Annotated in this window: 12 protein-coding genes and 1 tRNA gene; 8 read left to right on the top strand and 5 right to left on the bottom strand. The window is 71.7% G+C overall.

All coding sequences use genetic code 11. The features are described 5' to 3' along the window. Positions 1-6: 6 nt before the first annotated feature. Together B9O00_RS06530 and B9O00_RS06525 are read left to right on the top strand one after the other, a co-directional pair. Positions 7-288: a metal-sensing transcriptional repressor gene (locus tag B9O00_RS06530; RefSeq protein WP_085121654.1), complete on the top strand. Its 282-nt coding sequence runs from the start codon at positions 7-9 to the stop codon at positions 286-288. Between the two features lie 11 nt (positions 289-299). Next, entirely contained in the window at positions 300-1,340 is a 1,041-nt protein-coding gene (locus B9O00_RS06525) for a cation diffusion facilitator family transporter (RefSeq protein WP_085121653.1), read from the top strand. A gap of 34 nt (positions 1,341-1,374) precedes the next feature. Here the strand turns inward: B9O00_RS06525 and B9O00_RS06520 are convergent. From B9O00_RS06520 to B9O00_RS06500, 5 genes are all read right to left on the bottom strand, one after another. Beyond that, positions 1,375-1,449 (bottom strand) — tRNA-Asn (locus tag B9O00_RS06520). A 132-nt stretch (positions 1,450-1,581) separates the two neighbouring features. Continuing rightward, positions 1,582-1,833, bottom strand: coding sequence for a hypothetical protein (locus B9O00_RS06515; RefSeq protein WP_085121652.1), 252 nt, complete (start codon positions 1,831-1,833; stop codon positions 1,582-1,584). Between the two features lie 111 nt (positions 1,834-1,944). Continuing rightward, positions 1,945-2,907, bottom strand: coding sequence for an NAD(P)H-dependent flavin oxidoreductase (locus B9O00_RS06510; RefSeq protein ID WP_085121651.1), 963 nt, complete (start codon positions 2,905-2,907; stop codon positions 1,945-1,947). 6 nt (positions 2,908-2,913) lie between these two features. Then, positions 2,914-3,792, bottom strand: a complete 879-nt coding sequence (locus B9O00_RS06505) for an SDR family oxidoreductase (protein ID WP_085121650.1) — start codon at positions 3,790-3,792, stop codon at positions 2,914-2,916. Next, positions 3,785-5,029: an acyl-CoA dehydrogenase family protein gene (locus B9O00_RS06500; protein ID WP_218822841.1), complete on the bottom strand. Its 1,245-nt coding sequence runs from the start codon at positions 5,027-5,029 to the stop codon at positions 3,785-3,787. Before B9O00_RS06500 ends, B9O00_RS06505 begins: the two co-directional genes overlap by 8 nt. A gap of 307 nt (positions 5,030-5,336) precedes the next feature. Here B9O00_RS06500 and B9O00_RS06495 point away from each other — a divergent pair, with 307 nt between their 5' ends. From B9O00_RS06495 to B9O00_RS06470, 6 genes are read left to right on the top strand one after another with little or no spacing between them, the layout of a single operon-like run. Continuing rightward, complete coding sequence (locus B9O00_RS06495) at positions 5,337-6,119, top strand: enoyl-CoA hydratase-related protein (protein WP_085121649.1); 783 nt, start codon at positions 5,337-5,339, stop codon at positions 6,117-6,119. Between the two features lie 5 nt (positions 6,120-6,124). Further along, a complete protein-coding gene (locus tag B9O00_RS06490; protein ID WP_085121648.1) occupies positions 6,125-7,957 on the top strand; it encodes an acyclic terpene utilization AtuA family protein in 1,833 nt (610 codons plus the stop codon). Then, positions 7,954-8,682 (top strand): TetR/AcrR family transcriptional regulator, encoded by a 729-nt coding sequence (locus tag B9O00_RS06485; protein WP_085121647.1) that lies wholly within the window; start codon positions 7,954-7,956, stop codon positions 8,680-8,682. The genes B9O00_RS06490 and B9O00_RS06485 overlap by 4 nt, the downstream gene beginning before the upstream one ends. Beyond that, complete coding sequence (locus B9O00_RS06480) at positions 8,676-9,467, top strand: ABC transporter ATP-binding protein (RefSeq protein ID WP_085121646.1); 792 nt, start codon at positions 8,676-8,678, stop codon at positions 9,465-9,467. The genes B9O00_RS06485 and B9O00_RS06480 overlap by 7 nt, the downstream gene beginning before the upstream one ends. Beyond that, positions 9,464-10,228 carry an ABC transporter ATP-binding protein gene (locus tag B9O00_RS06475; RefSeq protein WP_085121645.1) on the top strand — a complete coding sequence of 255 codons (765 nt, stop codon included), beginning with the start codon at positions 9,464-9,466 and terminating at the stop codon, positions 10,226-10,228. The genes B9O00_RS06480 and B9O00_RS06475 overlap by 4 nt, the downstream gene beginning before the upstream one ends. Beyond that, complete coding sequence (locus B9O00_RS06470; RefSeq protein ID WP_085121644.1) at positions 10,228-12,069, top strand: AMP-dependent synthetase/ligase; 1,842 nt, start codon at positions 10,228-10,230, stop codon at positions 12,067-12,069. The genes B9O00_RS06475 and B9O00_RS06470 overlap by 1 nt, the downstream gene beginning before the upstream one ends. The last annotated feature ends 3 nt before the right edge of the window (positions 12,070-12,072 follow it).

The raw sequence follows: 12,072 nt of genomic DNA, 5'->3' as shown, positions 1-12,072 counted from the left end.
AATCCTATGCCCGACGCCGACCACCTGCACCAGAGCCATCCGGAGATCGTCAAGCGGCTGAAGCGCGCCGACGGCCATCTCAGGAGTATCGTCGAGATGATCGAGGCGGGCCGCCCCTGCCTCGACATCGCCCAGCAGCTCCACGCCGTCGAAAAGGCGATCGGCCAGGCCAAGAAGACCCTGATCCAGGACCACCTCGACAACTGCCTCGAGGAGGTGGTCGGGCCGCTGGCGCGGGAGCAGCGCCGCCCGATCGACGAGTTCAAGGAAATCACCAAGTACCTGTGAGGAGCTGTCGGATGTTTCGCTCCGCCCTGGCGTGGCTCGGCTTCGCTGCGCCCCACGACGCGCACGGCCATGGCGGCGTCCATGATCACCATCATGGCCACGGCCACGGCCACGGCCACGGTCACGGTCACGGCCATGCGCACGGCGTGATCGACCCCACGATCGCCACGACGGAGCGCGGCATCTGGGCGATCAAGTGGTCGTTCCTGTTCCTCGGCGTAACGGCCGCCCTGCAGCTCGCGATCGTGCTGCTTTCGGGCAGCGTCGCGCTGCTCGCCGACACCATCCACAACGTCGGCGATGCCGCCACCGCCGTGCCGCTCTGGATCGCCTTCCTGTTCGCCCGGCGCAAGCCCTCGGAGCGCTTTCCCTACGGCCTCGGGCGCGTCGAGGACCTGGCCGGCGTGGTCATCGTCGCGATCATCCTGTTCAGCGCGCTGGTCGCCGGCTACGAGGCGATCGACCGGCTGCTCGATCCGCAGCCGATCGTCCTGCTCGGCTGGGTGGCCGCCGCCGGCGTCGTCGGATTCGTCGGCAACGAGGCGGTCGCCATCTTCCGCATCCGCGTCGGCCGGCAGATCGACAGCGCGGCGCTCGTCGCGGACGGCTATCACGCGCGGACCGACGGGCTGACCAGCCTTGCCGTGGTGCTCGGCGCGGCCGGCGTGTGGCTGGGCTTCCCGCTCGCCGACCCGCTCGTCGGGCTGCTCATCACCCTGGCGATCTTCCGCATCGTCTGGCAGTCCGCCCGTGCCGTCTTCACCCGGATGCTGGACGGGGTCGAGCCGGGGGTCCTCGACGAGCTGCGCCATGCCGCAGGGCATGTCGCCGGCGTCCGCGGCGTGCCCGGCGTCCGCGCCCGCTGGCTCGGGCATCGGCTGCGCGCCGAGCTCGACGTCGCGCTGGACGGCGGGCTCTCGCTCGCCGAGGCGGAATCGACGGTGAGAGAGATCGAGCGGGAGCTGCGCGGGCACCTTCCGGCGCTCGCCGGCGTGCAGATCAGGGTGCGGCCGGACAGCGGCGACACGCTCCGAAGCGTTCTGCCCGCCTAGCTCGTTGCTCGCAGCGCCGTGGTGGCCGGAAGGATGGCTCCGGGGGAGGGATTCGAACCCCCAACCAATCGGTTAACAGCCGATTGCTCTACCGTTGAGCTACCCCGGAACAGGCCTCTCGGACCTCGTCCGCGAGCGGCGGCGGAAGCCTGCCCTCGCGGGAGCGAGGCTTATAGCAAAGCGTCCTGCCGCTGCAAAGACTTTCGCACCGCCCCGGGCACCGTCCCGTGCGGCCCGCCGCTCAGTTGCCGGTGAGGGCGGTCAGCAGGCAGCGGCCGACCTCCAGGTAGTCGGAGTTCGGCATGTGGAACCAGCGCAGGAACTCCGGCGTGGTCAGCGTGCCGTCGATCCAGCGCTCCAGGAAGAAGCGGCTGACCGGATGCAGGTGCGCGGGCAGGCAGGCGAGGGCGTCGGGCGGCAGCTTGAGCGGCCCGAAGCCGGGCGTCAGGGCCGTCGGCGGCACGGCCGGCAGGGCGGAGAGCGGTCCAGCCATGGGGCTCCCTCCTCGGCGGCGGAACGCCGCCGGTCCCAGGCTAGACCCGCGGGCGCCGCGGCGCCAGGGTCGAGGGCGCCGCGAGCTGCCCCCGGAAGGTGCCCGGGGGGGCTAGCCGGCGAGGCCGGCGGCCAGGGCCGCCCGGTCGTCGAGGGCCGTCCGGTAGTCGCGGATCAGGCGCTCGCAGAGCTCGGCCGCGGAGGGCAGGTCGTCGATCGAGCCGACGCCCTGGCCGGCCGCCCAGACCTGCTTCCAGGCCTTGATCTCTCGGGTGCCGAAGTCGATCTCGGGCCTCGGCCTCAGGTCGTCGGGGTCGAGCCCGGCGGCGAGCATGCTGGGCCTGAGGAAGTTGCCGGCGACGCTGCTGACCGCCGGCGTGTAGACGATGTCGTCGGCGTGGGCCTCCAGGATCATCCGCTTCTGCGCCTCGGGCGCCAGGCTCTCGCGGGTCGCGATGATGCGGGTGCCGAGGTAGGCGAGGTCGGCGCCCATCAGGCGCGCGGCGGCGACCTGCCGGCCGTCCGACATCACGCCGCCGAGGATCAGGGGGCCGTCGAACAGGCGGCGCAGCTCGGCGAGCGCGGCGAAGGGGCTGAGCGCCCCGGCATGGCCGCCGGCGCCGGCGCAGATCGCGATGATGCCGTCGACCCCGGCGGCGGCCGCCTTGGCGCCGTGGCGCAGGTTGATGACGTCGTGGAAGATCACGCCGCCGTAGCCCTGGATCGCCTGGATCACCTCCGGCATCAGGCCGAGCGAGGTGACGACCAGCGGCACCTCCGCGGCGACCGTGGCGGCGAGGTCGGCCTCCAGGCGCTTGTTGCTGCGGTGGACGACCAGGTTGACGCCGAAGGGGGCGGGCGCCTCGCCGGCCGCCGCGCTCGCCGCCAGGCGCTCGCCGATCTCGGCCAGCCAGTCGGCGTAACCCTCGGTCGTGCGCTGGTTGAGCGCCGGAAAGGTGCCGAGCAGGCCGGCCCGGCAGGTCTCGACCACCAGGTCGGGCCCGGAGACCAGGAACATCGGCGCGGCGACGACCGGCGCCTTCAGGCGCCCGGTCAGCGTGGGCGGCAGCGGCATCGCGCCTCAGACCTTGAAGTAGTCGGGCTTGCCGGTGGTCCAGACCTCGCCCCAGAGCTGGCCGCCGCCGTCGACGGCCAGCAGCTCGCCGGTGACGAAGCCGGCGGCCGGGCCGCCCAGGTAGGCGCAGGCCTCGGCGATCTCCCAGGTCGTGCCGGCGCGCATCATCGGGTTGGTCCTGGGATAGGAGGCGCGGGCGGCCGGCGAGTAGACCTTCCAGCCCTCGGTCTCGATGGCGCCGGGCGCGACGCAGTTGAGGCGGATGCCGAGCGGCGCCCACTCGACGGCGAGGCTGCGCGACAGCGCGATCACCCCGGCACGCGCCGCCACCGAATGCGCGACGCCGTGCAGGCCGTGGGTCGTGATCACGACGATGTTGACGATGGCGCCGCCGTGCCCGGCGTCGCGCCAGTGTCGCGCCGCCGCCTGCATCATGAACCAGGTGCCGCTGAGGTTGGTGTCGACAACGGCGCGCCAGCCCTTGACCGAGTAGTCGATGGCCGGCTGCGGGAACTGGCCGCCTGCGCTGTTGACCAGCAGGTCGAGCCGGCCGTGACGGGCCCGGAAAGCCTCGAAGAACGCCTCGACGGCCTCCGGCTCGCGGATGTCGAGGACCTCGGCGGAGGCCTTCAGGCCGGCCGCCTGGAGCCTCTCGACCAGCTGCTCCAGCTTGTCGCGCTTGCGGCCGGTGACGACGATCGTGGCACCGAGGCGGGCGAGCAGCCAGGCGGTCGCCCGGCCGATGCCTCCGGCGCCGCCCGAGACCAGGGCGACCTGGCCGTCGAACAGGCCGTCGCGGAAGGCCGTCGGCTGGACGGCGAGGGCCTCGTCGTCCAGCCCGAAACGCTCGGTTTCGGCCCCGGCGCCGCCTTCGGCCTCAGGCACGGCCGCGCAGGTCCCGCAGCAGCTCGCCGGCGATGATCAGCTTGCGCACCTCGGTGGTGCCGGCGCCGATCTCCAGCAGCTTGATCGAGCGGTAGAGGCGGTTGATCTCGGCCTCCCAGATGTAGCCGGCGCCGCCGTGGATCTGCACGGCGCGGTCGAGCACCGCGTTGACGGCCTGGGCAGCGTACATGACCGAGGCGGCGGTCAGCTTGTGGATCTCGCCGCGGCCGCCGCCGCCGATCTCGAGCGGCGCCGCCGCGGCCAGGGTGCGGTAGGTGAAGCTGCGCATCGTCTCGACCGAGACGTACATCTCGGCGAGCATCGACTGGACCATCTGGAAGCTGCCGATCGGCTTGCCGAACTGCTTGCGGGTCATGGCGTAGTCGATCGACAGCTCGAGCGCCCGCTCGGCGACGCCGAGGCAGAGCGGCGAGATCATCGCGCGCTCCAGGTCGAGGCCGCTCATGACGATCGCGACGCCCTGGTTCTCGACGCCGACCAGGTTCTCGACCGGCACCCGGCAGTCGTCGAAGACAAGCTCGCCGGTTTGGCTGCCGCGGTAGCCCATCTTCTCGAGCTTCTGGGCGACCGTGAAGCCGGGCATGCCCTTCTCGACGATGAAGGCCGAGATGCCCTTGGCGCCCTTCTCGGGGTCGGTCTTGGCGTAGACCAGCAGGACGTCCGCGACCGGCCCGTTGGTGATGTAGAGCTTCGAGCCGTTGAGGACGTAGTGGCCGCCGTCGCGCCGCGCCGTGGTGCGCATCGAGCCGAGCGCGTCGGAGCCGGCGCCCGGCTCGGTCAGGCCCAGGGCGCCGACCTTCCGGCCGCTGCAGAGGTCCGGCAGGTACTTGCGGCGCTGCGCCTCGCTGCCGTTGCGGTAGAGGTTGTTGAGGCAGAGGTTCTCGTGGGCGACCCAGCTGAGCGCCAGGGCGTGGTTCCAGCGCCCGAAGGCCTGCAGCACGATGCCACTGGTCACCAGGTCGGCGCCGGCGCCGCCGTAGGCCTCCGGCACCGTGATGCCGAACAGCCCGGCCTCGCCGATCTTCGGGAAGGCCTCGTCGGGCCACCACTCCTCGGCGTCCATGCGCTCGGCGAGCGGATGGAGCTCGTTGCGCGCGAAGCGGTCGGCCTGGTCGAGGATCTCCTGCTGTTCGTCCGACAGCTCGAAGGGATTGGCCCTGGCGTTGCCCAGAACGCCGCCAGATCCGCTCTCCTGCCCGCTCTCCTGAACGTTCACGTCCCCGTTCCTCCCTCCGGGCAGGGCCCGGTCTCTTCAGGCGGCTCTCTGCCGGAGCCTCGCGCAGAGCGTAATGAATGAAGTTCATCAAATCCAGAGAAAGATCTCTCCTTTCGATCGAAGCCCGTGTTTCCCGGTCTCGGACCGTTCCGTGCCGGGCACCTATTGCATCGCACAATGCCTATGTTGCGTTGCGAGACAGCCCCGTTGACAGGCTGGTGAGGGCGGCTCACTCTTTTGGTGAAGCTAATTCAACAAGGCGGTCGAAACCGCCGCGCCCGCAGGTGCCGGGCAGGGGGAGGGCAAGGTGGGCGATCCGGTTCGCACCGAGCTGAACGGGCAGGTCCTGACGATCGCGATCGATCGGCCGGAGCGGCGCAACGCGATCAACGAGGCGGTGGTCGCCGGCATCCTGGCCGGGCTCGATGCCGCCGAGGCCGATCCGGGGGTCCGCGCCGTCGTGCTGACCGGCAGCGGCGACAAGGCCTTCTGTGCCGGCGGCGACCTGCAGCCCGACGCGACCGGCGCACCCTTCTCGCTCGACCCGGCCGACCCGCGCCACTACGTCGCCGCCCTGCTGCGCCGCATGGACGGCTACCGCCTGCCGCTGGTCGCGCGGGTCAACGGCCACGCTCTGGCCGGCGGCTTCGGCCTGGTCTGCGCCTGCGACCTGGTGGTCGCCCGCGAGGACGCGCTGCTCGGCGTCTCGGAGGTCAAGGTCGGGCTGTTCCCGATGATGATCCTGCCGTTCCTGCTGCGCGCGCTGCCCTACCGCCAGGTCATGGAGCTCTGCCTGACCGGCGAGCCGATCACGGCGCGCGAGGCCGCCGAGGCGAAGATCGTCAACTACGCCGTGCCGGCGGCCGAGCTGGACGCCAAGCTGGACTGGCTGCTCGGCCGCATCGTCGACAAGTCGCCGAGCGGCATCCGCCTCGGCAAGCAGGCGCTCGCCAAGGTCCGCGAGATGAGCCTCGACGGCGCCCTGGAGTACGCCCAGTTCATGCTCGCCAACATGGCGCGGACGGCCGATGCCCGGGAGGGCTTCGCGGCCTTCAAGGAGCGGCGCGCGCCGCTCTGGACCGGCGAGTAGCGGCGATGCGCGAGCTCCTGCGCATCGGCGGCGGCGCCGGCTTCTGGGGCGACTCGCCTGAGGGGCCGGCCCAGCTCGTGCGCAGCGGCGGCATCGACGTGCTGCTGCTCGACTATCTCGCCGAGATCACGCTCTCGATCATGGCGCGGATGAAGGCGCGCCGTCCCGAGGCCGGCTACGCGACCGACTTCGTCGATCTGGTCATGGCGCCGCTGGCGCGGGAGATCGCGGCGCGCGGCATCAAGGTCGTGACCAACGCCGGCGGGGTCAATCCGGAGGCCTGCCGCGACGCCCTGCAGCGCGTGCTGGACGAAGCCGGCGTCTCGCTGAAGATCGCCCTGGTGCGCGGCGACGACCTCTCGGGCGAGACCGAGCGGCTGCGCGCGCTCGGCGTGCGGGAGATGTTCACCGGCGCCGCGCTGCCGGAGCGCCTCGCCAGCGTCAACGCCTATCTCGGCGCCTTTCCGATCGCCCGGGCGCTGGCCGCCGGCGCCGACGTGGTGATCACCGGGCGCTGCGTCGACTCGGCGCTCGCCCTCGGTCCGCTGATCGAGGCCTTCGGCTGGGGCGAGCGGGACTACGACCGCCTGGCCGCCGGCAGCTTGGCCGGCCACCTGATCGAGTGCAGCACCCAGGCGACCGGCGGCATCTTCACCGACTGGCGGACGGTCGAGGGCTGGGACCGCATGGGCTACCCGATCGCCGAGTGCCGCGCCGACGGCGGCTTCGAGCTGACCAAGCCGGCGGGCACCGGCGGCCTGGTCGCGCCGGCGACGGTCGCCGAGCAGCTGGTCTACGAGATCGGCGATCCGGCCGCCTACCTGCTGCCCGACGTCGCCTGCGACTTCTCGGCCGTGCGCCTCGAGCAGGCCGGGCCCGACCGGGTGCGGGTGAGCGGCGCGCGCGGCCGGCCGCCGACCGGCCGCTACAAGGTCAGCGCGACCTGGCCCGACGGCTACCGCGCGGCCGTCACCATGATGATCGGCGGCCGCGAGGCGGCGGCCAAGGCGCGCCGCGTCGCCGAGGCGATCCTGGCGCGGGTGCGCCGGCAGTTCGCCGAGGCCGGCTTCGGGGACTTCGCCGAGACCCTGGTCGAGGTGCTGGGCGCCGAGTCGACCTACGGCCCCAACGCCCGGGTGCGGGCGCCGCGCGAGGTCGTGCTGAAGCTCGCCGTGCGCCATCCGCGCAAGGAGGCGCTGCAGCTCTTCGCCCGCGAGATCTATCCGGCGGCCAGCGCCATGGCCCAGGGCCTGACCGGCTTCGCCGGCGGCCGGCCCGAGCCGCAGCCGGTGATCCGGCTGTTTTCCTTCCTGATCGATCGGGCCGAGGTGCCGGCCGAAGTGCTGCTCGAGGGGCGGACGATCGCCGTCGAGGCCGGCCTCGACGCGGCCGGGGCGCCGCCCGCGGAGCCAGCCGCCTCGCCGGCGCCGGCGCCGTCCCTGCAGGGACCGTGGCGCAGCCTGCCGCTGATCGCGATCGCCCACGGCCGCAGTGGCGACAAGGGCGATCTCGCGAACATCGGCGTGATCGCGCGGCGGCCCGAGTTCCTGCCGGCGGTCCGGCGCTCGGTGACGCCGGAGGTGGTCGCGGCCTGGCTCGGGCACCTGCTGCAGGGCCCGGTCGAGCGCTTCGACTGGCCCGGCATCGATGGCGTCAACCTGGTGCTGCACCGGGCGCTCGGCGGCGGCGGCGTCGCCTCGCTGCGCCACGACCCCCAGGGCAAGGCGCTGGCGCAGATGCTGCTCGACCTGCCGGTCGAGGTCCCGGCCGCCTGGCTGGAGGCCGGCGGGCCGCTGGCCGGCTGGCGCGACGAGGAAGCAGGGGAGGGGCCGGCATGAGCGAGGCGGCGGGCAAGCGCTCCTTCAGCCGCCGGCCGCGGGCCGAGCGCATGGAGCAGATCGAGGCGGCGGCGCGCGACGTCTTTTCGCGCAACGGCTTCGCGGCGGCCTCGATCTCCGAGATCGCCGCCGGCGCCGGCGTCGTCGAGGGCACGATCTACAAGTACTACGAGAACAAGCGCGACCTGCTGCTGACCGTCCTGCAGCGCTGGTACGAGTCGATGATCGCCGACTACGTCGACCAGCTCGCCGGGGTCGCCGGCCTGCGCAACCGCCTGCGCTTCGTGATCTGGCGGCACCTCAAGTCGATCAAGGACAACCCCGACCTCTGCCGGCTGTTCTATGCCGAGGTGCGCGGCTCCGACGACTACTACGAGTCGACGCTCTACCGGCTGAACCGCGAGTACACCAACGTGCTGATGCGCATCCTGCGCGACGGCATGGCGGCCGGCGAGCTGCGGCCCGATCTCTCGATCGCCCTGGTGCGCGACATGATCTTCGGCGGCATCGAGCACCACGTCGCCACCTTCCTGGCGCGGCGCGGCGAGCTCGACGTCGAGCGCGCCGCCGAGCAGCTGACCGACATGGTGATGGCCGGCATCGTTCAGCCGCCGCCGGCGCCGGCCTCGCTGGGGCTGGAGGCGGCGGTGCGGCGCCTCGAGCGGGTCGCCGAGCGGCTCGACCCGCCGGCGCGCGGCGAGCAGCAGGACACCGGCCCGTGCTGACCCTGACCAACGTGCAGATCCTCTACGACCGGGCGATCGAGGCGGTCAGGGACGTCTCGCTGCAGGTCGGCGCCGGCCAGATCGTCGCGCTGCTCGGCTCCAACGGCGCCGGCAAGACGACGATCCTCAAGGCGATCTCCAACGTGCTCTACCCCGAGGACGGCGAGGTGCTGCACGGCGAGATCAGCCTCGAGGGCGCCGACCTGAAGCGCCTGCCGGCCGACGAGATCGTGCGCCGCGGCATCGTCCACGTGCCCGAGGGCCGGCGGCTCTTCCCGCTCATGACGGTCGAGGAGAACCTTGCCATGGGCGGCTTCCTGCGCGACCGCGGCGAGCTCTCGGCCGGCCTCGACCGGGTCTACGGCCTGTTCCCGCGCCTGAAGGAGCGGCGCCGCTACGTCGCCGGCTATCTGTCGGGCGGCGAGCAGCAGATGGTCGCGATCGGCCGAGCCCTGGTCGCCGGGCCGAAGCTGCTGATGCTCGACGAGCCCTCGCTCGGCCTCGCGCCGCAGATCATCGACCTGATCATGGAGACGGTGGTCGCGCTCAACCGCGAGCAGGGCATGGCGATCCTGCTGGTCGAGCAGAACGCCGCCCTGGCCCTCGAGGTCGCGCACTACGGCTACATCGTCGAGAACGGCCGGGTCGTGCTCGACGGCCCGGCCGAGCGCATCGCCCGCAACGAGGACGTCAAGGAGTTCTACCTCGGCTGCTCCGAGGGCGGCGAGCGCAAGAACTATCGCGAGGTCAAGCACTACAAGCGGCGCAAGAGGTGGCTGTCGTGAGCGCGCTCCTGTCGATCGAGCGGGTCAGCAAGCGCTTCGGCGGCCTGACCGCGGTCAGCGAGGTCAGCTTCGCCGTGCCCGAGGGCGCGATCTACAGCGTCATCGGGCCGAACGGCGCCGGCAAGACGACGCTGTTCAACATGATCTCGGCGCTGTTTCCGCCGAGCGAGGGGGCGATCGTCTTCGACGGCCAGGCGGTGCATCGCGCGCGGACCCACCAGCTGGCCCGCCTCGGCATCGGCCGGACCTTCCAGAACCTGGCGATCTTCTCCCACGCGACGGTCGTCCAGAACCTGCTGGTCGGCATGCACCACGCGCTCAAGGCCAACCTGCTGAGCGCGGCGCTGTTCTGGGGCCCGGCGCGCCGGGAGGAGCTGGCGGCGCGCCGGCGGGTCGAGGAGATCATCGACTTCCTGGAGATCGAGCACCTGCGCGACCTGCCGGTCGGCCTGCTGTCCTACGGCCTGCAGAAGCGGGTCGAGCTGGGCCGGGCCCTGGCGGTCGGGCCGAAGCTGCTGCTGCTCGACGAGATGGTCTCCGGCATGAACGCCGAGGAGACCGAGGACATCGCCCGCTTCATCCTCGACATCCGCGACGAGCTCGGCGTGACGGTCGTCATGGTCGAGCACGACATGGGCATCGTCATGGACATCTCCGACCGCATCGCGGTGCTCAACCACGGCTCGCTGATCGCCGAGGGCACGCCGGCCGAGATCGCCGCCGACCCGGCGGTGATCCAGGCCTACCTGGGGCGCAACTGATGCTGCGCGACACCGCCCTCTTCGAGCGCTCGACCCTGCCGGGCCTGCTGCGCTTCTGGGCCGAGCGGCACCCGGAGCGCCTGGCCTTCCGCGAGAAGGACCTGGGCGTCTGGCAGCGCTGGAGCTTCCGCGACTACTACGAGGGCGCCAGGGACTTCGCCCTCGGCCTGGCGGCGCTCGGCGTCGGGCCCGGCGACTTCCTGGCCGTCGCCAGCGAGGATACGCCGGAATGGATGCTGGCCGATCTGGCGATCCAGGGCCTGGGCGGCGCCTGCATCGGCATCTACCCGACCAACCCCTGGCCGGAGCTGCGCTACATCCTGGAGCACTCCGGCGCCAGGGTGGTGGTCTGCGGCGACCAGGAGCAGACGGACAAGGTGCTCGACGCGATCCGGCTCGGCGGCGAGCTGCCGAAGCTCGAGAAGATCGTCTGCGTCGACATGAAGGGCATGAGCCGCTATCCGCGCGATCGGCTGCTGTCCTTCGAGGAGGTCTCGGAGCTGGGCCGTTCGAAGCGCGCCGAGCTCGGCCGCCTGTTCGAGGACTCGATCGAGCGCCTGAGCCCCGACGACGTCGCGGTCATCGTCTACACCTCCGGCACCACCGGCATGCCGAAGGGCGCGATGCTGACCCACGGCGGCCTGATCTGGGGCGGCCTGCGCCTCTCGGAGCTGCACGGCGTCGACGAGGCGAACTGGGAGGTGCTCTGCTACCTGCCGCTCTGCCACGTCGCCGAGCGGCTCTGCTCGACCGTCATGCAGCTGGTCAACGGCACGCCGGTCAACTTCGCCGAATCGATCGACACCGTCGTGCCGAACCTGCGCGAGATCGCGCCGAGCGGCTTCCTCGGCGTGCCGCGGATCTGGGAGAAGCTGCAGTACGCGGTGATGGTCAAGCTGAAGGACGCGACGCCGCTGCAGCAGCGCGTCGTGGCGCGCTGCCTGGCGCTCGGCAGGCCGCTCGCGCGGCGCCGGCTGGCGGCCGGCGGCGAGCTGCAGGGCCTCCGCGACCGGCTGCTCTTCGTGCTGCTCTGGATCCTCTGCTTCCGGCCGCTGCAGAAGTGGATGGGCCTGGACCGCGGGCGCACCCTGCTGTGCGGCGGCGCCTCGATCTCGCCGGAGGTGCTGGAGTTCTTCTGGACCCTCGGCCTCCGGGTCTACCAAGTCTACGGCATGACCGAGCTGTCGGGGATCTCGCATTCCCAGTACCCCGGCCATACCGCGCTCGGCCAGTCCGGCCCGCCGCTGCCGAGCTACGAGCAGCGCATCGCCGGGGACGGCGAGATCCTGGTGCGCTCGCGCTCGGTCTTCGCCGGCTACCTGCACAATCCCGAGGCGACGGCCGCCGCGGTCTCCGACGGCTGGATGCACACCGGCGACGTCGGCGAGATCGCGCCCGACGGCTCGATCGTGATCACCGACCGCAAGAAGGACATCATCATCACCTCGGGCGGCAAGAACATCACGCCCTCGCTGATCGAGAACCGGCTGAAGGACTCGCTCTACATCCGCGAGGCCGTGCTGATCGGCGAGCGCCGCAACTTCCTGAGCGCGCTCATCCAGATCGACTACGAGACGGTCGGCAAGTGGGCGCAGGAGCAGGGCTTCGCCTACACGACCTTCAAGAGCCTGGTCCAGCTGCCCGACGTGCGCGAGCTGATCGCCCACGAGGTCGAGACGGTCAACCGCGAGTTCGCCCGCGTCGAGAACATCCGCAGGTTCACCCTGCTCGACAAGGAGCTGGACCACGACGACGGCGAGGTCACCGCGACCATGAAGGTCCGCCGGCGGGTGATCGAGGAGAAGTACAAGCCGCTGATCGACGCGATGTACGGGGGCTAGGAC

The organism is Tistlia consotensis USBA 355, assembly GCF_900177295.1.
In the GTDB taxonomy this organism is placed as follows: domain Bacteria; phylum Pseudomonadota; class Alphaproteobacteria; order Kiloniellales; family DSM-21159; genus Tistlia; species Tistlia consotensis.
Note: the sequence above shows the minus strand (reverse complement) of the source record. Positions and strands in the feature narration are given on the sequence as shown.